This is a genomic window from Streptomyces sp. NPDC026062, from assembly GCF_055568375.1.
Genome location: NZ_JBVHOQ010000008.1, coordinates 135825 through 159018, shown reverse-complemented (window position 1 = coordinate 159018; position 23194 = coordinate 135825). Strand labels below are relative to the sequence as shown.

The window sequence follows — 23194 nt, the reverse complement described above, 5'->3', positions numbered from 1 at the left end:
AAACCATCCGTACGAGTCCTGTGCGCGGGTCCGTCCCACTGGCCGGGGACATCCGGTCCGGCCCCTTACCTGGCAGTAGTGTCGGGGCCATGACTACGAATGAGAGCGGCAGCGCTCCCAAGCCCCCCGCCAAGGACCCCTGGGACCTCCCCGATGTCTCCGGGCTGACCATCGGCGTACTCGGCGGCACCGGGCCGCAGGGGCGCGGACTCGCGTACCGGTTCGCCCGTGCCGGACACGACGTGATCATCGGCTCCCGCGCGGCGGACCGCGCACAGACCGCCGCCGATGAGCTGGGACACGGTGTCCGGGGCGCGGACAACGCCGCGTGCGCGCGCGACAGCGACGTCGTGATCGTCGCCGTGCCGTGGGACGGGCACGCCAAGACCCTGGAGTCCCTGCGCGACGAGCTCGTCGGCAAGCTCGTCGTCGACTGCGTCAACCCGCTCGGCTTCGACAAGAAGGGCGCCTACGCCCTGAAGCCCGAGGAGGGCAGCGCCGCCGAGCAGGCCGCCGCCCTGCTGCCGGAGTCCCGCGTCACCGCCGCCTTCCACCACCTCTCGGCGGTACTGCTCCAGGACGAGACGATCGAGGAGATCGACACGGACGTGCTGGTGCTGGGCGAGGCCCGCGCCGACACCGACATCGTCCAGGCTCTGGCCGGCCGGATCCCGGGGATGCGCGGCATCTTCGCGGGCCGGCTCCGCAACGCCCACCAGGTCGAATCGCTCGTCGCCAACCTGATCTCGGTCAACCGCCGCTACAAGGCACACGCCGGGCTGCGCACCACCGACGTCTGAGCCACCGACGTCCGAGCCACCGACGTCCGAGCCGGCGGCGCACCCTGCTCCCGGCGGCCGGGGGCATGGGGGACACTGGACGGGACCGCGCACCATCCCCCGACAGGAGCCACCCCCATGCCCCGCCTCGCTCTCTACGCCATCGTCGTCTGCGTCCTCGCCGTCGCGGCCGCCGTGATCTCCTTCGTGCAGGGCAGCTGGCTCCTCGGGATCGTCTGGGTGCTGCTGGTCGGACTCTCGTCCAACATGTCCTGGTACTACGTGCGCAGGCACCGCGCCCTGAACGCCCAGGCAGCCCAGGCCGCAGCGGGCGCGTAGGGCCCGGCCCTACCCGTTCATCGCGCACACCGGATTCCGCGTCTGCCAGAACCGGTAGGCGTCGAGACCGCAGTACGTGTCGAACTCGGACACGCCCAGCGACCGCAGCAGCGCGTCGACCGCGTCGAAGAAGGCCGCGTTCACCTCCGGTACCCACAGCAGGCCGAAGACCGCGATCAGCCCGAACGGCGCGAACGGCTCCACCGCCCGCCGGACCCGGTGCGAGAGCCACGGCTCGATCACCCCGTAGCCGTCCAGCCCCGGCACCGGTACGGAGTTCAGGATCGCGGCCGTCACCTGGAGCAGCGCCAGGAAGCCCAGCGCGTACCGGAAGGCGACCGGAACGCCGTCCAGCGCGTCCAGCCAGAACGGCGCGGTGCACACGAGCGCGAACAGGACGTTCGTCAACGGGCCCGCCGCCGAGATCAGGCTGTGCCGCCAGCGGCCCCGGATCCGGCCCCGCTCGATGAAGACCGCGCCACCGGGCAGCCCGATGCCGCCCATGACGACGAACAGCACGGGCAGCACGATGCTCAGCAGCGCATGCGTGTACTTCAAGGGGTTGAGGGTCAGATAGCCCTTGGCCCCGATGGAGATGTCGCCGCTGTGCAGAGCCGTCCGGGCGTGGGCGTACTCGTGGAGACAGAGCGAGACGACCCAGGCGGCGGTGACGAACAGGAACGTGGCGAAGCCAGGCTGCTCGGCGAAGTCCGTCCACACCGCCCAGCCGGAGACCGCCGCCACGGCGGCGATTCCGAGGAAGACCGGGCTGATCCGCCGGTCGCTGCGGGCTGGTGCGGAGGTCATCGGCGGGCTCCTGGTGGCTGTGGGGAGCGGGCGGGCGGCGAGCCCCGACGGTACAGGCGACACGCGGAGAACGTCTCGCTTCGGGCCGGTGGTTCGGTGAAGGGTGGAGTCATGACGGGCGGGAACGCGGGCGGGGCGACCGGGGACGGCCGGGCGGGTGTGAGTGCCCCGGCCCCCGTCACGGACAATGGGCGCGTGCGCTACGGCATCCTCGGTACCACCCAGGCACTTCGCGACGACGGCACGGCCGTCACCGTCGGCGGGGCACGGCTGCGTGCCCTGCTCACCGTGCTCGCCCTGCGCGCCGGCCGGACGGTGTCCGTCGCGGTGCTCGTCGACGAGGTGTGGGACGGGGAGCCGCCGGCCGACGCGCCGGGCGCGTTGCAGGCCCTGGTGGGCCGGCTCCGGCGGGCGCTCGGCCATGAGGCGGTCGCCTCGGCGGACAACGGCTACCGGCTGGCCGCCGAGCCGGACAGCGTCGACCTCTACCGTTTCGAACGCCTCGCGGGGGAGGGGGCGCGGGCCCTGGAGGCCGGTGATCCGGCGAAGGCCCTGAGCGTCCTCGACGACGCGCTCGGCCTCTGGCGCGGACCGGCGCTGGCCGATCTGCCCGACCGGCAGGCCGTCGCGGCCCGCTGGACCGTCCGCCGCCTCGACGCCCGCCGGACCCGGCTCGACGCGGCGCTCGCCCTCGGCCGGGCCGACGAGGTGCTGCCGGAGCTGGCGGCGCTCTGCGACGAGCATCCCCTGGACGAGCCGTTCCAGGCGCTGCGGCTGCGGGCCCTGCGCGACGCCGGACGCACGGCCCAGGCGCTCGCCGCGTACGACGAGGTGCGCACCGTGCTCGCCGACCGGCTCGGCACCGACCCGGGGCCCGAGCTGAGCGCGCTGCACGCCGGACTGCTCCGTCAGGAACCCGCCCGGCCCGTCCCGGTGGCGGCTTCCCCCGCCCCCGTACCGGCCGTTCTCCAGGGCAACCTCCGCGCCCGGCTCACCAGCTTCGTCGGACGCGAGCGCGACATCGGCCATCTGCGCGACGACCTCGCCCGGGCCCGGCTCGTCACCCTGCTCGGACCCGGGGGAGCGGGCAAGACACGGCTCTCCCAGGAGACCGCGGAATCCTTCGGACCCGAGTCCTGGCCGGACGGCGTCTGGCTGGCCGAACTCGCGCCCGTCGACGACCCCGAAGCGGTACCGGAAGCCGTCCTCGGAGCGCTCGGCGCCCGTGAGACCGTGCTGCGCGGGGCCGGTGCCGAGGAGCTCAGGGCCGCCGAACGGGGCGCCGGTGAACCCCTCACCAAGCTGACCGAGCACTGCTCCCGGCGCCGCATGCTGCTGCTCCTGGACAACTGCGAGCACGTCATCGAGGCCGCCGCGGCCCTCGCCGACCATCTCCTGGCCCGCTGCCCGGGGCTCACCGTCCTCGCCACCAGCCGCGAACCCCTCGGCGTGCCCGGCGAGTTCGTCCGGCCCGTCGAGCCGCTGCCCGACCCGACGGCCCTGCGGCTGCTGGCCGAGCGCGGCGCCGCCGCGCTGCCCGGCTTCCGCGTCGACGCCGACGAGGCGACCGAGGCGGCCACCGCCGAGATCTGCCGCCGCCTGGACGGGCTGCCGCTGGCCATCGAACTCGCCGCCGCCCGGCTGCGGATGCTCACCCCGCAGCAGATCGCCGACCGGCTCGACGACCGGTTCCGGCTCCTGACCAGCGGCAGCCGCACGGTGCTCCCGCGCCAGCAGACCCTGCGGGCCGTCGTCGACTGGTCCTGGGACCTGCTGGCCGATGACGAACGCGCGACCCTGCGCCGGCTGTCCGTCTTCGCCGGCGGCTGCACCCTCGAAGCCGCCGAGGCCGTCTGCCCGGACGTGCCGGAGCGGGAGCACGAGGTCGCCGGGCTGCTCGGCTCCCTCATCGACAAGTCCCTGGTGGTTGCCGCCCCGACGGCGGAAGGCGAGATGCGCTACCGCCTTCTGGAGACCGTCGGCGAGTACGCGGCGCAGCGACTCGACGAGGACGGGGAGCGGGACGCCGTCGAACGCCGGCACCTCACCTACTTCCGGGAGCTGGCCCGTACCACCGACCCGCTGCTCCGGGGTGCCGGACAGCGCGCCGCGATCGGGGTCTTCCAGCACGAGTACGAGAACCTGCGCACCGCACTGCGCCACGCCGTCGCCGCGCGCGACGAGCAGGAGGCGCTGTGCCTGGTGATCTCGCTCTCCTGGTACTGGCAGATCCGCAATCTGCGCTCCGACGCCCTGCACTGGGCCGACGCCGCGGCTGCCCTCGGCCCCGACCCGTTCGCCGCACCCGTGCGGCCCGCGCCCTCGATCTTCGAGCGCTGCACCGACGATCCCCCGCCCATGGGGCCCGAACTGCTCCAGGAGGCGCGGCGCCAGGTGGCGCTGGTGCAGCTGGTCAGCATGGACCACGCGATGGACGAGTGGACGAACGAGACCAGCATGGAGCGGCTGCGGTGCATCGCCGCCGCCTACCGGGCCGGTCAGCCGCAGACCTGCCGGAGCCCCGCATCGCTCTGGTTCTTCGCCGTCATGCTGACCGGGGGCGTCGCCGACCTGCGGAAGCTGCTCGACGAAACGGTCCGCGCCGCCCGGGAGTTCGGCTTCGAGTGGGAGCTGGCGGCGGCGCTCCAGATGCGTGCCAACGTCCTGGCCAACCGCCCCGACTGGGCGGGCGCGGCCCATGCGGACGCGGCCGAGAGCCTGGAGATCTTCAGCCGTTTCGGCGACGACTGGGGCATGGCCGAGGCGCTCTCCTCACGTGGTGAGGCGAACGAGAAGAAGGGCGACTACGCGCAGGCGGCCGAGGACTACCTGGCCGCGGTCGGCTACGCGGAGAAGCTCGGCGCGCTGGCCCAGGTGTCGGTGCTCCGCACCCGGTACGCCTCCGCGCTCACCGAGCTCGGCCGGGGCGCGGAGGGCGAGGTGATCCTGCGCGAGGTGATCGCCGACGGGCGGAGCACGGGGTACGAGGCGAGGCCGACGGCCCGGCTCTTCCTGGCGCTGTGGCTGGGCCGCTCCGGCCGCACCGACGAGGCGCGCGAGCAGTTCTTCGAGCTGCTCGAAGAGTTCAGTTCCCGGACCATGGCGATCTTCGAGGGCTTCGTGCTGAGCGGACTGGCCTGGCTGGACAACCTGGACGGCGAGTACGCCGGGGCGCTGGCGGGGAGCCGGCAGGCCCTGGAGCGCCTGGGCGACCCGCTGACGCAGATGGTCGCGCCGCAGATGATGGTGATCAGCATGGTCACCATTGCGTGGTCGCTGGGCGGAATCGGCGGGGAGAGCGCGAGCGGTCTCGCCGCGCGGCTGCTGGCCGTGGCCCGGAACAGTCTTCCGGAGGGGCACTTCATGACGTCGATGGAGCGGGAGAGCTTCGACCGGGCCGAGGAACTGGTCCGCGCCGCACTCGGGGACGCCGCCTACGAGGCCGCGTACGCCGAGGGCGGCGGCCTCTCCATGGAGGAGGCCACCGCCCTCGTCGACGCGTACCGGCAGTGAGCGGGTCCGGACCCTTCGGTCAGGACTTCTTGCGGAACTTGGACACCGCGAGCGGAGCCATCGCCGCGGTGATGACCACGGTCCAGCCGAGCGTCAGCCAGACCGAGTGGCCGACCGGGGTGCCCATCATCAGGGCGCGGGCCGCGTCGGCCAGGTTGGACAGCGGGTTGTAGTCGGTGAACGTCTGGAGCCAGCCGGGCATCGTCGTGGGCGGGGCGAAGATGGAGGAGCCGAACTGGAGCGGCATCATCACGATCATCCCCATTCCCTGGACGGCCTGAGCCGTCTTCATGGTCAGTCCGAGCAGGATGAAGATCCACATGATGGCCGCGCCGAACGCGGCGGACAGGGCGATGGCCCCGATCAGTCCGAGCACCGATCCATGGAGCTCCATGCCCAGAGCGAAGCCCATGCCCAGCAGGATGAGCGTGGCGACCGTCATGCGGCCCAGCTCGACGACGATCTTCGCGATGAGTACCGATGAGCGGGCGATCGGCATGGTCCGGAACCGGTCCATGACGCCCTTGCGGAAGTCGTCGTTGACTCCGGAGCCGACCGCCATGGCGATGTTCATGCCCATCATCGCCATCAGGCCGGGGATCAGGTAGTTCAGGTACTCCTGCCGTCCGCCGCCCATGCTGCCGCCGACGGAACCGCCGAAGACGTAGACGAACAGCAGCACGAAGATGACCGGCATCAGGAGGGCGTCGAACATCGACTCCGGATCCTTCTTGATCTGGAGCAGATTGCGCCGCACCAGCGCCCCGATGTGGCGCAGGTTGTTCCGCAGTCCGATCCGGCCCTCGTCGTGCACCTTCGTGACCGGGGCGGCCGGTACCGCGTCGGTGGGGGTGGGCGTCAGAGTCGTCGTGCTCATGCCGCGACCTCCTGGGGAATCGTTTCGGTGACGGTGGACTTGTCGCCGGTGATGGCGAGGAACACCTCGTCCAGGCTGGGCAGTGCCGTGGCGACGTGCGCCAGCGGGAAGCCCCGGGTGCCGAGCAGGCCGACGACGGCGGTGAGCTGCTCGTCGCTGAGGATCGGTACGTAGAGCAGTCCCTCGTCCGGGACCGCCTGGGCACCCGACACACCGTCGAGGCCGGCCTCCCTGATCGCCTGTGCCATCGGGGCCAGGTCGGCGTGGTCGGCGGGACGGATCTGCAGGGTGCGGCCGCCGACCTTGGCCTTCAGCTCGTCGACACCGCCGCGGGCGATGATCCTGCCCTTGTCGATGACGGTGAGCTCGTTGGCGAGCTGTTCGGCCTCTTCCATGTACTGGGTGGTGAGCAGCACGGTCGCCCCCTCCGCGACCATCCGCTGCACCTCGTCCCAGACCTCGTTACGGGTACGGGGGTCGAGCCCCGTCGTCGGCTCGTCCAGATAGAGGACGGCCGGGCTGCCGATCATGGACGCGGCCAGGTCGAGCCGGCGCCGCATACCGCCGGAGTACTCCATCGCGGCCTTCCGCGCCGCGTCCGTGAGCGAGAAGCGCTCCAGCAGTTCGTCGGCGCGCGAGCGTGCCTTCTTGCGCGGGAGGTCGAGCAGCCGCCCGATCATGTAGAGGTTCTCCCAGCCGGAGAGCTTCTCGTCGACCGAGGCGTACTGCCCGGTCAGGCCGATGGTGCGGCGCAGCGCGCGGGGCTGCTTCACCACGTCGTAGCCGGCCACGACCGCGTGTCCGGCGTCGGGCTGGATCAGGGTGGAGAGGACTCGTACGAGGGTGGTCTTGCCGGCGCCGTTGGGGCCGAGCACACCGAGGACGGTGCCCTCGCGCACATCGAGGTCCACGCCGTCCAGAGCCTTGGTCGAGCCGTAGTGCTTGACCAGTCCCCGTACCTCGACGGCGTTGGTGCCGTTCCTGGGGTTCTTGTCGATTCGCGTCATGTCCACCATCAGACCAGCCGCCACCGACAGCGCACCGACAGCGTGCCGACAGCAGGCGACAGCCCGCCGATGGGGGATGTCGGCGGGCTGTCGGTGGTGCGGCAGTGGTCTGTCGGTTGCCGCGGCGCAGCGGTCCGGACCGGCTAGTGGAAGGTGTGCTCCGGCGCCGGGAAGGTGCCGCCGACGACCTCGTCCGCGTACGCCTTCGCGGCGTCACCGAGGACCTGGCGCAGGTTGGCGTACTGCTTGGTGAAGCGCGGCACCTTGCCGCCGGTCAGACCGGCCATGTCGGTGTAGACCAGCACCTGTGCGTCGGTGTCGGGACCGGCCCCGATGCCCACGGTCGGGATGTGCAGGGTGCGGGTGACCTCGGCGGCCAGTTCGGACGGTACGAGCTCCAGCACGACGGCGAACGCGCCCGCGTCCTGCACGGCCTTGGCGTCGCGCAGCATCTGCTGGGCGGCCTCCTCGCCGCGGCCCTGAACGCGGTAGCCCATGGCGTTGACGGACTGCGGGGTCAGGCCGATGTGGGCCATGACCGGGATGCCGGCGTCGACCAGGAGCTTGATCTGCTCGTGGCTGCGCTCGCCGCCCTCCAGCTTGACCGCGCCGACCCCGGACTCCTTGATCAGCCGGGTGGCGTTGCGCAGGGCCTGGACGGGGCTCTCCTGGTAGGACCCGAAGGGCAGGTCGGCGACGATCAGGGCGCGCTTGGTACCCCGGACGACGGCGGCGGACAGGATGGCGATCTCGTCCATCGTGACGGGCACGGTGGTCTCGTAGCCGAGGTGACAGTTGCCCATCGAGTCGCCGACGAGCACGACCGGGATGCCGGCCTCGTCGAAGACGGACGCGGTCATCGCGTCGTAGGCGGTGAGCATGGGCCACTTCTCGCCCCGCGCGGTGGCGGCGGCGATGTCGTGGACGGTGACGCGGCGGTTGCTCTTGCCTCCGTACAGCGCCTTGCTGCTGTCGGAGGGGGTTCCCGCGGGGGGTGTGGCGGACTGGTTGTGCGCAGCCTGAAGCGACATGGCCAACGGCTCCTTCGTCATCTCGAGGCGCCCTGACGGCGTCCCCGGATCCCTTCCATGGTGGCATCCCGGAGCCGTTGACGGGAAGTGGGCCCGCACACCTGCCTGGCACCGGGTGCCAGGCGTCCGGTAAAGACTTTCCAATACGAGACGGTCTCGTATCGAAATAACGTTACGCTCTCGCCATGTCCATACCGTCCGGCGCTCCCGTCGCCGTGCCCCAGGTCCCCGAAGCGGTCCACCGCCGCCGCTGGGCGATCCTCGCTGTCCTGATGTTCAGCCTGCTCGTCGTCGTGCTCGACAACTCGATCCTGAACGTCGCCGTCAAGACGATCGCCTCCCCCTCACCCACCGGTCTGGGTGCCACCCAGAGCGAGCTGGAGTGGGCCATCAACTCCTACACGCTCGTCTTCGCCGGACTCCTCTTCACCGCCGGCCTGCTCGGCGACCGCGTCGGGCGCAAGAAGGTCCTGCTCTTCGGCATCAGCCTCTTCGGCGTGGCCTCCGCCTTCGCCGCCATGTCGGGATCGCCCGCCGAACTCGTCACCTGGCGAGCCGTGATGGGCTTCGGCGCCGCCTTCGTCATGCCGGCCACGCTCGCCGTCCTGATGAACGTCTTCGAGCGCGACGAGCAGCCCAAGGCCATCGGCCTCTGGGCCGGCAGCGTCGGCCTCGGCATCGCGATCGGCCCGATCACGGGCGGGCTGCTCCTCGAACACTTCTGGTGGGGCTCGGTCTTCCTGGTCAACGTGCCCATCGTGGTCATCGCGGTGATCGCCATGGCCTGGCTCGTACCGGACTCCAGGGACCCGAAGCCCGGACGGCTGGACCCGATCGGTGTGGCGCTCTCCGTCGTCGGCCTGGTCCTGCTGGTGTACGGCATCATCCGAGGCGGCGAGCTCGCCGACTTCACCGACGTCTCCGTGCTCCTGCCGGTCATCGGCGGCCTGGCCGTGCTGGTCGTGTTCGTCCTCCACGAGAAGCGCAGCAGCAGCCCGGCCATCGACATCTCGTACTTCGGCAAGCCGGGCTTCGCCGCCGCCGTCGCCGCCATCGCGCTGGTCTTCTTCGCGCTGATGGGCGTGACGTTCTTCTCCGCCTTCTACATGCAGAGTGTGCGCGGCTGGAGCGCCCTGCAGTCCGGGCTGCTGATCCTGCCGCTGGCCGTCGCGCAGATGGTCTTCGCCCCGAGGGCCCGGCTCGTGGTCGCCCGGTTCGGCGCCCGCGCCGTGTGCACCGCCGGCATGCTGCTGGTCGCCGTGGGTCTTGCGGCGTTCACCCTGTACGACGCCACGACCCCGGTCTGGGTCATCTGTCTGGTCTTCTTCGTCCAGGGCACGGGCATGGCCCATGTGATGCCCCCGGTCACCGTGGCCGTGATGCAGGCGCTGCCCCGGGAGAAGGCCGGATCGGGCTCGGCCGTCAACAACGTGTTCCGGCAGGTCGGCGGCGCCCTCGGGATCGCCGTCCTCGGTTCGGTGCTGTCCACGGTCTACCGGGGCGACATCGAGGGACACCTCGGCGCCGTACCGGCCGCCGTCAGGGAGATGGCGGGGGAGTCGATCGAGGCGACACTCGGTGTCGCGGAGAAGCTGGGTCCGGCGGGCCGCCCGCTGGTGGCCGCCGCGCACGACGCGTTCATGAGCGCCATGCACGTCACGGCCATCGGCTCGGCGTGCGTCGCCCTGATCGGAGCGATCGTGGTCGCCCTGTTCCTGCCGGGCCGGCCGCGCCCCGAGCCGGCGGTCGCGCCGGACGAGCCGGCGGTGCACGCCGACGCCGGGCGGTGAGGCCGGGAGGCGCCGCCCGGCCCTGACAAGGACCGGGCGCCTCCCGCGTCGGCGAGAATCGGGGGTGGCGAAAGGTGGTTCCACGTGCAGGCTCAGGCAGCGGACCGGGACGGCCGGGTCCCCGGGGAGCGGGACCGGCAGGTTCCCGACGACCGGGGCCGGGAGCGGCAGATCCCCGACGACGGCCGGGGCCGGGAGCCGCACCCCGGGGACGATCAGGAGCCCCGCCGCGGCCGCCCCCGCAGCCCCGCCGCGGAGCGGTCCATCCTGGACGCGGTCGTCGAGCTCCTGGAGGCCGGCGAGCCGCTCGCCGGCCTGTCCATCGAACGGATCGCGCGTACGGCCGGAGTGGGCAAGGCCACCATCTACCGGCGCTGGGCCGGCAAGGAGGAACTCTTCGTCGACGTCCTGCGCGACATCGAGCCGCCGGAACCCGACGTATCCGGCACCGGAGGCCTCGACGACCTGCGCGTCCTGCTGGAGTCCATGCGCACCCGGGGGCTCGCCCAGCGCTCCTCGGTCCTGCTGCACAACGTCTTCGCGCAGATGAAGAGCCATCCCAAGCTGTGGGCCGAGTACCAGGGCACCGTGATCGCCCCCCGCCGGGCCGCGATGCTCGCCGCCGTCGGCCGCGCGGTCGCGGCGGGCGAGCTGCGGGGCGACACGGACGTGGAGCTGATGGACGACCTTTTCCTCGGCCCCATGCTCGTCCGTACCATCCACCGGCCCGACGCACCGCTCCCCGAGGACCTCGCCGACCGCATCATCGGCCTGCTGATCGAGGGGCTCGGGCCGAGAACCGCTGCCGCCGGACCCGGCGAAGGGGCAGGTCACAGCTGACGCACAGCTCACGCACGGCTGACTCGCCCGGGTTCCGGGCGAGTGTGATCGTTCTGTCACAAGGCACCGCCGACGCCCCGCGAGCGGAACCCGCCGCGCCGCCCGCGTCGTCCTCGTGGCAGTGCGGCCGTCGCCGACGGCCGTAAAGGCATCGCGCATCGCCTAGGGTCGTGGGGCGCGGCGATGTGTACGGCAAGGCAGTGAGGACAGCGCGATGGTGCAGGCGTACAGGGCGGACACCGGGAACGGCGGCGCGGAGCCGCAGCGCACCGGATCCCGCTTCCGGGACCTGCGCGACAGACTGACCCGGAACCCCGGCATCTGGCGGCGGGGGCTCGTCCTGGCAGGCTGCTCCGTCCTGCTGACCCTCGTGATGCTCCTGCACGCCCAGATCCCGAACACCATCGGCAACCTGGGCAGCCTCACCGAGACGTTTCTGCCGTGGTGCGCCGTCTTCGTCCCGCTGCTGCTGATCCTGGGCCTGGTCCGCCGCTCCGCGACCGCGCTGATCGCCCTGCTGCTCCCGGTCCTGGTCTGGTTCAACATCTTCGGCGGGCTGCTCACCGACAAGTCGGGCACGGGCGGCGACCTCACGATCGCCACGCACAACGTCAACGCGGACAACCCCGACCCCAAGGGCACCGCCCAGCAGGTCGCCGGATCGGGCGCCGATGTCGTCGCGCTCCAGGAGCTGCCCAGCGGCAAGGTCGCGGCGTACGAATCGGCGCTCGCCAGCCGCTTCCCGTACCACTCGGTGCAGGGGACCGTCGGCCTGTGGAGCAAGTACCCCCTGAGCGGCACCCGGCCGGTGGACATCAAGATGGGCTGGGTCCGCGCCATGCGGACCACCGTGACCACGCCCGAGGGCCCGATCGCCTTCTACGTCGCGCACCTGCCCTCCGTACGGGTCAAACTGCACGCCGGATTCACCGCCAGCCAGCGGGACCAGAGCGCGGACGCCCTGGGCGAGGCCATCTCCCACGAGCCGCTGGAACGGGTCGCCCTGCTCGGCGACCTCAACGGGACGATGAACGACCGCGCGCTCAAGGCGGTCACCTCCCAGATGCGCTCCACCCAGGGCGCGGCCGGTGACGGTTTCGGGTTCAGCTGGCCGGCGTCGTTCCCGATGGCCCGGATCGACCAGATCATGGTGAAGGGCGTCGAGCCGATGTCCTCCTGGACGCTCCCGGCGACGGACAGCGACCATCTTCCGATCGCCGCCCGCATCGAACTGTGACGCAACGGTCCGTTCACCTTCGGGCACAAATCCTCTGAGAGAATTTGTTCCGAACGGGAACAAGGCCGCCGGCGAGGAAGCCGGTCCGGCACCGCGCGATCCGGCTCAGGCCGGTCCCGCCGGCGCGCGGACGGCCGCGTTCCCTCCTGCCCCCACGCACTCCCCGCAGGCCCGCCGGGCCCGGCCGGAGTGCGCGGGCCCACGTCGGAAAGGTCTCTCTTCATGCCACTGGCTCTGCTCGCACTCGCGGTGAGCGCCTTCGGCATCGGTACTACGGAGTTCGTGATGATGGGCCTGCTGCCCAATGTCGCGGACGATCTGGGCACCTCCGTCCCCACCGCGGGCTATCTCGTGTCGGCGTACGCGATCGGCGTGGTGCTCGGCGCCCCGCTGCTCACCGCGGTCGGCTCACGCATCCCGCGCAAACGGATGCTCCTGCTGCTGATGGCGCTCTTCACCATCGGCAACCTCGCCTCCGCGCTCGCGCCCGGCTTCGGCTGGCTGATCGCCGGACGGCTGCTGGCCGGACTGCCGCACGGCGCGTTCTTCGGAGTCGGCGCGGTCGTCGCCACCCGGCTGGTCTCCGAGGGGCGCCGGGCACGGGCCGTGGCGACGATGTTCCTCGGGCTGACCGTCGCCAACATCGTCGGGGTCCCGGCCGCCACACTGCTCGGCCAGCACCTCGGCTGGCGGGCCACGTTCCTGGTCGTCGCGCTCATCGGCCTCTGCGCGATGGCGGCGCTCGCCCGGCTGATCCCGCAGATCCCGGTCGAGGCACATCAGGACGTCCGTCACGAACTGCGCGCCCTGGGCAACCGCCAGGTGCTCCTCGGACTCCTCACCGCGGTCCTCGGCTTCGCCGGGGTCTTCGCCGTGTACTCCTACCTCTCGGCCATGACGACCGAGGCGATGGGCTTCGGAGAGTCCTCCGTGACGCTGGTGCTGGCACTCTTCGGCATCGGCATGACCCTCGGCGCGCTCGCCGCGGGCCCGCTCACGGACCGGGCGCTGCGCCCGACGCTGTACGGCTCGCTGGGGGCGCTCGCCGTCGTCCTGACGGTGTTCCCGTTCGCCGCCCACATCCGGTGGGCCGCGCTGGTGATGGTGGTTCTGCTGGGCGGGGTCGGCTTCATGACGACCACGCCGCTGCAGATGCTCGTCATGAACAAGGCCAAGGACGCCCCGACCTTGGCGTCCGCCTCCAACCACTCCGCCTTCAACCTGGCCAACGCGGGAGGCGCGTGGCTGGGCGGCGTGGCCATCGCGGCGGGCTGGGGCTGGACATCCCCGGCCCTCGTGGGCGCGGTGCTCGCCGTGGCGGGCCTCGCGGTGGCGGTCACGGCGGGCGTCCTGGACCGCGACCGGACCCCGTCGAGGGTGGTGGCGCGGGCGGCGACGGCCACCCCGCAGAAGTCGGGCGCGGACGTCCACTGAGCCCACCCGGTCCGGGCCGGCCCCGGCCCACCCGGTCCGGGGCCGGAGAACCCCACGCACCTCACGTGCAGGGGCCGGAGAGCCCTCGCACCTCACGTGCGCGGGCCGGAGGGCTCCCGCGCATCGCGTGCCCCAGCTGTACGGTCCCGCGCATCGCCCGCACGCCAGGGCAGGAACGGGCCGGGCCCGTCCGGCGATCGAGGACAGAGCCTCGGCCGGACGGGCCCGCGGTCGCATTCGCCCCCGGCGTCAGCCGGACTCGCGCCACCGGTTCGTGATCGGCAGCCGCCGGTCCTTGCCGAAGCCCTTGGGCGAGATCTTCGTGCCCGGCGGATACTGCCGCCGCTTGTACTCCGCCGTGTCCACCATCCGCAGCGTCTTCGCCACCAGCGCCGCGTCGAACCCGGCCGCGACGATCGAGTCGAGGCCCTGGTCCCGGTCGACGTACATCTCCAGGATCCGGTCCAGCACGTCGTAGTCGGGCAGCGAGTCCGTGTCGACCTGGCCGGGGCGCAGCTCCGCGCTGGGCGGCTTGGTGATGGACGCCTCCGGGATCGGCGGGGTCTGCCCGCGTTCCTCGGCGGCCCGGTTGCGCCACTTCGCCAGCCGGAAGACCGACGTCTTGTAGACGTCCTTGATCGGCCCGTACGCGCCGACCGAGTCGCCGTACAGCGTCGAGTAGCCGACCGCCAGCTCCGACTTGTTGCCCGGGGCCAGGACGATCTGGCCCTCCTGGTTGGAGACGGCCATCAGCATCGTGCCGCGCAGCCGCGACTGCAGGTTCTCCTCGGCGAGGCCGGTGAGCCCCAGCGAGCCCATGTACGCGTCGAACATCGGCTCGATCGGTACGGTCCGGAAGTTCAGCCCGGTACGCCGGGCGAGCTCGGCCGCGTCACCCTTGGAGTGGTCCGAGGAGTACTTCGACGGCATGGAGATGCCGTACACGTGCTGCGCGCCCAGCGCGTCGCATGCGATCGCGGCGACCAGCGCCGAGTCGATCCCGCCGGAGAGCCCGACCAGCACACTGCTGAAGCCGTTCTTCGCCGCGTACGCCCGCAGGCCCACGACGAGCGCCGAGTACAGCTCCTCGTCGTCGTCGAGCCGGTCCGCGTACCCTCCGGTCAGCTCCGCCTCGTACGCCGGAAGCGGCTCGTCGGAGAGGACCACGTGGTCGATCCGCAGCCCGTCGTTCACCACGCCCGACGGCGCCTCGGGGGAGGCGGCCGGCAGATCGAGGTCCAGGACCACGCTGCCCTCGGCGAACTGCGGGGCGCGGGCGATCACTTCGCCGTCCTTGTCGACGACGATCGAGTCGCCGTCGAAGACCAGCTCGTCCTGACCGCCGATCATCGCGAGGTACGCGGTGGTGCAGCCGGCCTCCTGGGCCCGCTTGCGGACCAGTTCGAGGCGGGTGTCGTCCTTGTCCCGCTCGTACGGAGAGGCGTTGATCGACAGCAGCAGCCCGGCCCCGGCGGCGCGCGCGGCCGGCACGCGGCCGCCGTCCTGCCAGAGGTCCTCGCAGATCGCGAGCGCCACATCGACGCCGCGCACCCGCACGACGGGCATCGAGTCGCCCGGCACGAAGTACCGGAACTCGTCGAAGACCCCGTAGTTGGGCAGGTGGTGCTTGGCGAAGTTCAGGGCGATCCGGCCCCGGTGCAGGACCGCGGCGGCGTTCCGGGGCGACCCGGCGGGCTGGCCGTAGCGGGGCGCCGCCGACTCGGAACGGTCGAGGTAGCCGACGACGACCGGGAGCTCTCCGAAGCCCTCCGCGTCCAGGCGGGCGGCGAGCGCACGCAGCGCGTCCCGCGACGCCTCGACGAAGGACGACCGCAGGGCCAGGTCCTCGACGGGGTAACCGGTCAGCACCATCTCGGGGAACGCCACCAGGTGGGCGCCCTGTTCGGCAGAGTGCCGGGTCCAGTGGAGGATCGACTCGGTGTTGCCGGCGAGGTCGCCGACGGTCGAGTCGATCTGATTCAGTGCGAGGCGTAGTTGAGGCACGCCGCCCAGTGTAATCGTCTGACTGACGCAATGTCCTGGCGGGCCGGGAGAAAGGCGGCCGTCGCCCTCCCCGGCCCGCCAGGAACCGGTCAGCGGAGGTAGCCGAGGACCGTCATCATGCCCGCCTCCGCGTGGTACAGGTTGTGGCAGTGGAGCATCCACAGACCTGGGTTGTCCGCGTCGAAGTCGACGGTCAGCGTCTGCCGGGGCAGCACGATCGCGGTGTCCTTGCGGGCCCCGGACGCACCGCCGGCCAGCGCGAAGGTGTGTCCGTGCAGATGGATCGGGTGCCACATCGCCGTCGGGTTGTGGAACTCCATCCGGACCCGCTCCCCGGCCTTCACCGGATGGCGCTGACCGGCGGTGTACGGCTTCCTGTCGAACGCCCAGTCGTACGCCTCCATGGAACCGGTCAGCCGCATCCGAACCGTCCGGTCGGGCGTGCGGGAGGGCAGGGCCACGGACGCGTCCGGAGTCAGCCGGCCGGCCGTCACCAGCTCGCCGTCCAGCTCCTTGGGCCGCACGGACGCGCCGGGCGCCGCACCGCCGCCGGTCCGCAGCAGGGCCATCGCGGAGGCCTTCTTGCCCTCGGCCAGCGCCGTCAGCGGGAACACCCCGTCCCCTGCGGTGACCAGCACGTCGTACCGCTCACCCATCCCGAGCAGCAGGGCGTCCGTCGTGGTGTGCCGGACCGGGAAGCCGTCGGTGTGCGTCACCGTCATCCGGTGGCCGCCGAGCGCGAGACGGAAGGCGGTGTCGGCGCCCGCGTTGATGATCCGCAGCCGGATCCGGTCACCGGGCCGCGCGGTGAAGGCCGACGGGTCCTCCGGCACCCGGCCGTTGACCAGGTAGTACGGATAGGCGACGTCACCGGCGTCACCGCCCAGCAGCTCACTGGCGGCGCCCATCAGCATCCGCGAGGGGCCGCCGCTCGCGGACGGGGACGGGGACGGGGACGGCATCGCGTGCCCGCTGTGCCCCCCGCCTCCGGTGAGCTCCTGGAACACCGCGTCCGGGGTGGAGCCGTCGACCCCGTCGACCCAGTCGTCCAGGACGACGACCCACTCCTTGTCGTAGGCCAGCGGCTCCTTCGGGTCCTCCACGATCAGTGGCGCGTACAGCCCCCGGTCCAGCTGGACGCCCGAGTGCGGGTGGAGCCAGTACGTCCCGGGGTCCGGGACCGCGAACCGGTACGTGAAGTCGGTCCCGGCCGCGACGGCCCGCTGGGTCAGTCCGGGCACGCCGTCCATGTCGTTGCGCAGGGCCAGTCCGTGCCAGTGCAGCGAGGTCGGCTGCGGCAGATGGCTGGCCAGGGTGAGGGCGAGCGTGTCGCCCGCGGTGACCCGGATCTCCTGTCCGGGGAGCCGGTCCCCGTACGTCCACGAACTGACGGTGTGCCCGGCGCCCAGGTCGAGCCGGGACGGGGTCGCGGTCAGGGTGGCCTTGCGCTCGGGGCCGGCGCCCCGCCGCTTCTCGGCCGCGGCGACCTCCGGCCCGTCGGGGGAGACATAGCCGTCGGGGACGGCGGTGCCGGTGGGCGCCGGATGGTTCACGGCGGAGTGGCCGGCGGCTGCGCCGCTGTCGGCGCTGCCGCCGCAGGCGGTGAGAACTCCCGTACCGGCAAGGGCGATCGAAGCGCCGAGCACGGCGCGTCGGGTGTGCTGAGCGGGCATGACTGAATGCACCTCAAGGATGTGGTCGGTGTGCGTGAGGACGGACGGGGGCGCGGGGCGCCTATATCCGCAGCACCGACAGCCCGGTGAGGACGGCCTTGCGCGGCCGGGGCGGGGGAGATGGCGGGGACGGCCGGAGCGGCCGGGGCGGAGCCGAATGCGGACGAGGGCCGGGGGACCGCCGCATCACCAGCGACAGCACGATCAGAGCCAGGCCCCAGGTCCCCAGCACGGCCGTGCAGACGGCCGTCGGGTCCATGCCGGACATCGGCGCCGGGGCGCCGTGCCGCAGACCGGCCTCGGCCGGCGGGTGCGGGGTGGGGTCCGGGTGAACCGGGGCACCGGCCAGGGCGGCTGAGTGAGAGGCATGCGCGGCAGGCCCCGGGCCGCCGTGCTCCGCCGGGTGGCCGACGGTGTGCATGGTGAAGATTCCGAAGAGCAGCGTGGCGAACAGCAGCAGCTGCCCGTACGTCGAAGCCCTCGTTCCGGACATGCCGGCCACCCTACCCCCACCGGGTATATGAACGGCGTCGGCCCGCCACTCCCGCGCGGCGGGGGTGGCGGGCCGTCCGGCCGTACGGGGATCAGCTGGGGGAGTAGACCTTCTCCGCCCAGCCGGCGATCTGGTCGTCGGAGAGGTGCTGGGCCAGATCGGCCTCGCTGATCATGCCGATCAGCTTCTTGTTCTCGACCACCGGAAGCCGGCGGATGCGGTGGTTCTGCATCTCCTCCAGCACCGCATCCACCTCGGCCCCCGCGTCGATCCAGCGCGGTGTGCCCTGCGCGAGGTCACCGGCGGTCACCTGCGACGGATCCCGGCCCATCGCCACACAGGCGACCACGATGTCGCGGTCCGTGAGGATGCCGACCATCCGGTCCTGCCCGCCGTTCTCCGAGATGGGCAGCGCGCCGACGTTGTGGTCGCGCATCAGCTGGGCCGCGCGGTCGAGGGTCTCGTGCGCCGGGATCCAGGTGGCGCCGGTGTGCATGATGTCCTTGGCGGTGGTCATGGGGGTTCCTCCTGCGTGCCGAAGGCATTTCCGTACGGCCCCGAGACCAGTCCATCGTCCTGGGAACGTCCGGATCACGCGAACGGACTCACCCATTCGGGTGTGCCCGGGGGAGATGCCCCGCCCACCAGTACACCTCCCCGGACGCCCACCAGTACACCTCCCCGGACGCCTACCCGGACTCCTTCCCGGCCCCCTCCCCGGACTCCTTCCCGGGCCGGGGCGCGGCTCCCCGTTCCGCCAGCATCCCGGCCATGGCCTCCAGCTCGGACCGCTGGCCCTCGACCATGCCCTGGGCCAGTCGCTTCTCCGCCTTCACGGTGCACAGGTCCACGCAGCCGCGGGCCATGTCGATGCCGCCCTTGTGGTGGTCGGTCATCAGCTGGAGGTACAGGACCTCGGCCTGTCTGCCACGGGCCTCGCGGAGCCGGCCGAGCTCGGTCCGGGTCGCCATGCCGGGCATCAGGGACCCGTCGTGGGCCTTGTACGCGCCGTCCATGCCCGGCATCCCGGCCATGTCGTGGCCCGCGTGCTGTCCGGCGGCCATCCACGCCATCGGCGGCTGCCCGGTGGCCTTCGTCAGCTCCCAGAGGTCCAGCCAGCCAAGGAGCATGCCGCGCTGGTTGGCCTGTGTGTTGGCGATGTCGTACGCGAAACGGCGCACGTCCTCGTCCTGCGTGAGGTCGCGCACGATGAACGACATCTCCACGGCCTGCTGATGGTGCACGGCCATGTCGCGGGCGAACCCGGCGTCCGCGGAAGCGGTCGCCGGGGCCCGCACGGCGGCGGAGGCCGGCGCGGACCCGTGGTGGTCCGCGCCGTCGTCCCGCGCGGCCGCGACCGTCGCCGCGCCCGCGAAAAGCAGCGCGAGCGCGACGGCGGAACCCGCCGCCCACCGGGTGCGCCGGGCGCGCTCCGTCACCGTCACGGAGTCGCCCGTCCGCCGGTGCACGCCGCGCCGGGCTCGGGCGTCTGCGGGCCCTGCACGTACTTGGCGAAGAACTGCGCCACCCGGCGGTCGTCGGCACTGTCCACCGTGACCTGCTTGCCCCAGGCGCTCAGCATGATGGTGCCGGCCTGGTCCTTGTACGGGCTCATCAGCGAGTACGGGGTCGTGGACACCCGCTCGGCGAGCTTGTCCACATCGGCGGCCGAGGCCTCGTCCGTGTACGTCACCCACACCGAACCGTGCTCCAGCGCGTGCACGGCGTTCATGTCCGGAATCGCCTTCTTGTATACGTCGCCCTCGCAGTTCATCCAGACGGGGCTGTGGTCACCGCCGACCGGCGGCCGCATCGGGTACGAGACGGTCTCGGTGACGTGGTTGCGGGTCAGCTTCTTCGCGTCCCAGGTCTTCTCGCCCTGGATCGGCCCCTCGGCCAGTTCCTTCTTCTCCGCCTCGGACTGCTCGGCGTTCTTGGCGTCCGAGGCCTTCTGGTCGGCCGAGGCCTCGGACCTGTCGATCAGCGTGTAGGCGCCGAAGGTGACGAGACCTGCGACGACGACGGCGCTGAGGCTTATGACGAGCACACGGGTGCGGCGGTCACGCGCGCGGTCGGCCTGGCGCATCTGCTCTATGCGGGTCCTGCGGTCGAAGCTCATGTCGTTGGTCCTTCTGCGAAGGGGCGGCGAGTTGACGGAACGGGACTGAAACCGGTGTGCGCGGGGCAGTTGCGAGGCCGTCGCGCCTCGTACACACCGTGGCCGACGATCGTAGTGGGTGGCCGCGTGCTCCATCTCACGTCGGGTGCGTAATCTGGGTGAAATCCGGGGTCGTGATACTGGACTTTCCCCCTTACCCCGGGCGGTGGTGCACGGACCGTCTGAACTGCAAGGATGTGGCTATGGACAAGCAGCAGGAATTCGTCCTCAGGACACTTGAGGAACGCGACATCCGCTTCGTACGGCTGTGGTTCACCGACGTGCTCGGTTACCTCAAGTCCGTGGCCGTGGCCCCTGCCGAGCTGGAACAGGCGTTTGACGAGGGAATCGGCTTCGACGGTTCGGCCATCGAGGGCTTCGCCCGGGTGTACGAGTCGGACATGATCGCCAAGCCGGACCCGGGCACGTTCCAGATCCTGCCCTGGCGCGCGGAGGCCCCTGGCACGGCCCGGATGTTCTGCGACATCCTGATGCCGGACGGCTCGCCCTCCTTCGCCGACCCGCGCTACGTGCTCAAGCGCATCCTGGCCAAGACCTCCGACCTGGGCTTCACCTTCTACACCCACCCGGAGATCGAGTTCTTCCTGCTGAAGGACAAGCCGGTCGACGGCACCCGTCCCACCCCGGCCGACAGCTCCGGCTACTTCGACCACACCCCGCAGAACGTCGGCATGGACTTCCGCCGCCAGGCGATCACCATGCTCGAATCGATGGGCATCTCGGTCGAGTTCAGCCATCACGAGGGCGCCCCCGGCCAGCAGGAGATCGACCTGCGGTACGCGGACGCGCTCTCCACGGCGGACAACATCATGACCTTCCGCCTGGTCATGAAGCAGGTCGCGCTGGAACAGGGCGTGCAGGCGACGTTCATGCCGAAGCCGTTCTCGGAGTACCCCGGTTCCGGTATGCACACCCACCTCTCCCTCTTCGAGGGCGACCGCAACGCGTTCTACGAGTCCGGGGCCGAGTACCAGCTCTCCAAGGTCGGCCGTTCCTTCATCGCGGGCCTGCTCAAGCACGCCGCGGAGATCTCCGCGGTGACCAACCAGTGGGTCAACTCCTACAAGCGCATCTGGGGCGGCTCCTCCCGCGCCGCGGGCGCCGGCGGCGAGGCCCCCTCGTACATCTGCTGGGGCCACAACAACCGCTCCGCGCTGATCCGCGTCCCGATGTACAAGCCCGGCAAGACCGGCTCGGCCCGCGTCGAGGTCCGCTCCATCGACTCCGGCGCCAACCCCTATCTGACCTACGCGGTGCTCCTGGCCGCCGGTCTCAAGGGCATCGAGGAGGGCTACGAGCTCCCGGCCGGCGCCGACGACGACGTCTGGGCCCTGTCCGACGCGGAGCGCCGCGCGATGGGCATCGAGCCGCTGCCGCAGAACCTGGGCGAGGCGATCGCGCTGATGGAGAAGAGCGAACTGGTCGCCGAGACGCTCGGTGAGCACGTCTTCGACTTCTTCCTGCGCAACAAGAAGCAGGAGTGGGAGGAGTACCGCAGCGAGGTCACCGCCTTCGAGCTGAAGGCGCTGCTGCCGGTGCTGTAGCGCTGCCTGCCCCCGCGCGTACGCGGAGGACTCCGGGCCGACGGATTGCGTACCGTCGGCCCGGAGCCGTGTCCGGCGTGCCGGGCCGACCGTGTTCGGCACGCCGGTGCGGGGTGGGTGCGGGAGGCCGCCGGCGGCGGTGTCCGGCGCGGCCCCCGGCGTACGGGAGCGGCGGCGGTGTCCGGCCGCGGCCCCGGCGTACGGGTGGCGAGGGCGTCGCGATCCGGGGCCGCATCGCTACTGACTATTCGTCAGATCTCTGCGATGCTCCGCGCCATGGCGGATGGAACGGGAACGGCAGGGCCGGCCGGGCAGGCGCCCCGGAGTGCCCCGGACGTGCTGGCGCCGGCCAGGATCGGGCCGCTGCGGCTGCGCAACCGGGTCATCAAGGCCGCGACCTTCGAAGGGGCCACCCCCGACGCGCTGGTCACCCAGGAACTCATCGACTACCACCTGCGCCCGGCCCGGGGCGGGGTCGCCATGACCACCGTGGCCTACTGCGCGGTGGCGCCGGAGGGCCGCACCGAGCGGCGTCAGCTGTGGATGCGGCCCGAGGCGCTGCCCGGCCTGCGCAGGCTGACGGAGGCCGTGCACGGCACCGGTGCCGCCGTCAGCGCCCAGCTGGGTCACGCCGGTCCGGTGGCCGACGGGCGGTCCAACCGGCTGCCCTCCCTCGCGCCGACGGCCGGGTTCAACGCGCTGAGCATGCGCCGCAACAGGGCCGCCACCGCCGAGGACATCGACCGCGTCATCAGGGCCCACGCCGACGCGGCGCTCCTCGCGGCCGAGGCGGGGTTCGACGCCGTGGAGATCCACCTCGGCCACAACTACCTGGCGGGCGCCTTCCTCAGCCCCCGCCTCAACAGCCGCACCGACGCCTTCGGCGGTTCCCTGCGCGGGCGGGCGGCGGTGGCGCTCGGCGTGACACGGGCGGTGCGCGACGCCGTCGGCGACCGGATCGCCGTCACGGCCAAGCTGAACATGAAGGACGGCGTGCGCGGCGGACTCACCGTGGACGACAGCCTCCAGGTGGCGCGCTGGCTGGAGGAGGACGGCAGCGTCGACGCCCTCGAACTGACGGCGGGGAGCTCGCTGCTCAACCCGATGTACCTGTTCCGCGGCGACGCCCCCGTCGCCGAGTTCGCGGCCAACTTCCCGCTCCCGCAGCGGCTCGCGATCCGGGCGGTCGGCGGCAGGTTCTTCCGCACGTACCCCTACCGCCCGCTGTACCTGCTCGACGAGGCCCGGCGGTTCCGCGCGGCGCTGGGGCTTCCGCTGATCCTCCTCGGAGGGGTCACCGACCGGCAGGGCATGGACCGCGCCATGGCGGAGGGGTTCGAGTTCGTCGCGATGGCCCGCGCCCTGCTGCGCGAGCCCGACCTGCTGCACCGCGTCGCCCGCGATGCCGCCACCCGGTCGCAGTGCATCCACTGCAACCGCTGCATGCCCACCATCTACACCGGCACCCACTGCCCGGTCATCGGCGAATCCGGGGAGCCGGCCCCCTGAGGCGTGCCAGTGGGGCGGTGTCGCGGACAACCCGCCGCCGGTTCCGTGCCCCGGCTGTCCCCGGCTGTTAGCGTCCGCACTCCACCGGACCCGTACCGCCGTGCCGGTGTGATCCCGCCGCGTCACGGTGAAGGAGTG

General features: G+C 71.8%; 19 protein-coding genes. 9 read left to right on the top strand and 10 right to left on the bottom strand.

Annotated elements, in window-relative coordinates; translation table 11 throughout:
• Positions 1-89: 89 nt before the first annotated feature.
• Positions 90-800: an NADPH-dependent F420 reductase gene (gene npdG, locus ACZ4LX_RS09825; RefSeq protein WP_467634381.1), complete on the top strand. Its 711-nt coding sequence runs from the start codon at positions 90-92 to the stop codon at positions 798-800.
• 117 nt (positions 801-917) lie between these two features.
• Positions 918-1118 carry a hypothetical protein gene (locus ACZ4LX_RS09820; RefSeq protein WP_467634384.1) on the top strand — a complete coding sequence of 67 codons (201 nt, stop codon included), beginning with the start codon at positions 918-920 and terminating at the stop codon, positions 1116-1118.
• Positions 1119-1127: 9 nt separating this feature from the next.
• On the opposite strand, the gene ACZ4LX_RS09815 is transcribed toward ACZ4LX_RS09820, so the two are convergent.
• Positions 1128-1925 (bottom strand): site-2 protease family protein, encoded by a 798-nt coding sequence (locus tag ACZ4LX_RS09815; RefSeq protein WP_467634387.1) that lies wholly within the window; start codon positions 1923-1925, stop codon positions 1128-1130.
• Between the two features lie 195 nt (positions 1926-2120).
• Here ACZ4LX_RS09815 and ACZ4LX_RS09810 point away from each other — a divergent pair, with 195 nt between their 5' ends.
• Positions 2121-5438 (top strand): BTAD domain-containing putative transcriptional regulator, encoded by a 3318-nt coding sequence (locus ACZ4LX_RS09810; protein ID WP_467635679.1) that lies wholly within the window; start codon positions 2121-2123, stop codon positions 5436-5438.
• A gap of 19 nt (positions 5439-5457) precedes the next feature.
• Here the strand turns inward: ACZ4LX_RS09810 and ACZ4LX_RS09805 are convergent, their stop codons facing one another.
• From ACZ4LX_RS09805 to panB, 3 genes are all read right to left on the bottom strand, one after another.
• Positions 5458-6315: an ABC transporter permease gene (locus tag ACZ4LX_RS09805; protein ID WP_467634390.1), complete on the bottom strand. Its 858-nt coding sequence runs from the start codon at positions 6313-6315 to the stop codon at positions 5458-5460.
• Entirely contained in the window at positions 6312-7331 is a 1020-nt protein-coding gene (locus ACZ4LX_RS09800; protein WP_467634394.1) for an ATP-binding cassette domain-containing protein, read from the bottom strand. The genes ACZ4LX_RS09805 and ACZ4LX_RS09800 overlap by 4 nt, the downstream gene beginning before the upstream one ends.
• Positions 7332-7465: 134 nt before the next feature.
• Positions 7466-8353, bottom strand: coding sequence for a 3-methyl-2-oxobutanoate hydroxymethyltransferase (gene panB, locus ACZ4LX_RS09795; protein WP_467634398.1), 888 nt, complete (start codon positions 8351-8353; stop codon positions 7466-7468).
• 185 nt (positions 8354-8538) lie between these two features.
• On the opposite strand from panB, the gene ACZ4LX_RS09790 reads away from it, so the two are divergent.
• From ACZ4LX_RS09790 to ACZ4LX_RS09775, 4 genes are all read left to right on the top strand, one after another.
• Positions 8539-10143 carry an MFS transporter gene (locus ACZ4LX_RS09790; RefSeq protein ID WP_467634401.1) on the top strand — a complete coding sequence of 535 codons (1605 nt, stop codon included), beginning with the start codon at positions 8539-8541 and terminating at the stop codon, positions 10141-10143.
• Between the two features lie 171 nt (positions 10144-10314).
• Positions 10315-10983, top strand: coding sequence for a TetR/AcrR family transcriptional regulator (locus ACZ4LX_RS09785; protein WP_467635684.1), 669 nt, complete (start codon positions 10315-10317; stop codon positions 10981-10983).
• A 214-nt stretch (positions 10984-11197) separates the two neighbouring features.
• Entirely contained in the window at positions 11198-12220 is a 1023-nt protein-coding gene (locus ACZ4LX_RS09780; RefSeq protein ID WP_467634404.1) for an endonuclease/exonuclease/phosphatase family protein, read from the top strand.
• A gap of 222 nt (positions 12221-12442) precedes the next feature.
• Positions 12443-13654 carry an MFS transporter gene (locus ACZ4LX_RS09775; protein ID WP_467634407.1) on the top strand — a complete coding sequence of 404 codons (1212 nt, stop codon included), beginning with the start codon at positions 12443-12445 and terminating at the stop codon, positions 13652-13654.
• Positions 13655-13903: 249 nt separating this feature from the next.
• On the opposite strand, the gene ACZ4LX_RS09770 is transcribed toward ACZ4LX_RS09775, so the two are convergent.
• The 6 genes from ACZ4LX_RS09770 to ACZ4LX_RS09745 form a co-directional block, all read right to left on the bottom strand.
• On the bottom strand, positions 13904-15658 hold the full coding sequence (locus ACZ4LX_RS09770) for an NAD+ synthase (RefSeq protein ID WP_467634410.1): 1755 nt from the start codon (positions 15656-15658) through the stop codon (positions 13904-13906).
• Between the two features lie 89 nt (positions 15659-15747).
• Complete coding sequence (locus ACZ4LX_RS09765) at positions 15748-17331, bottom strand: multicopper oxidase family protein (protein ID WP_467634414.1); 1584 nt, start codon at positions 17329-17331, stop codon at positions 15748-15750.
• A 61-nt stretch (positions 17332-17392) separates the two neighbouring features.
• Positions 17393-17824, bottom strand: a complete 432-nt coding sequence (locus tag ACZ4LX_RS09760; protein WP_467634417.1) for a hypothetical protein — start codon at positions 17822-17824, stop codon at positions 17393-17395.
• A gap of 91 nt (positions 17825-17915) precedes the next feature.
• Positions 17916-18341: a CBS domain-containing protein gene (locus ACZ4LX_RS09755; protein ID WP_467634420.1), complete on the bottom strand. Its 426-nt coding sequence runs from the start codon at positions 18339-18341 to the stop codon at positions 17916-17918.
• 172 nt (positions 18342-18513) lie between these two features.
• Entirely contained in the window at positions 18514-19263 is a 750-nt protein-coding gene (locus ACZ4LX_RS09750; RefSeq protein WP_467635690.1) for a DUF305 domain-containing protein, read from the bottom strand.
• Between the two features lie 2 nt (positions 19264-19265).
• A complete protein-coding gene (locus tag ACZ4LX_RS09745) occupies positions 19266-19943 on the bottom strand; it encodes a DUF3105 domain-containing protein (RefSeq protein ID WP_467634423.1) in 678 nt (225 codons plus the stop codon).
• A 242-nt stretch (positions 19944-20185) separates the two neighbouring features.
• Here ACZ4LX_RS09745 and glnA point away from each other — a divergent pair, with 242 nt between their 5' ends.
• Complete coding sequence (gene glnA, locus ACZ4LX_RS09740; RefSeq protein ID WP_467634425.1) at positions 20186-21547, top strand: type I glutamate--ammonia ligase; 1362 nt, start codon at positions 20186-20188, stop codon at positions 21545-21547.
• A gap of 276 nt (positions 21548-21823) precedes the next feature.
• Positions 21824-23056, top strand: coding sequence for an NADH:flavin oxidoreductase (locus ACZ4LX_RS09735; RefSeq protein WP_467634428.1), 1233 nt, complete (start codon positions 21824-21826; stop codon positions 23054-23056).
• Positions 23057-23194 lie beyond the last annotated feature (138 nt).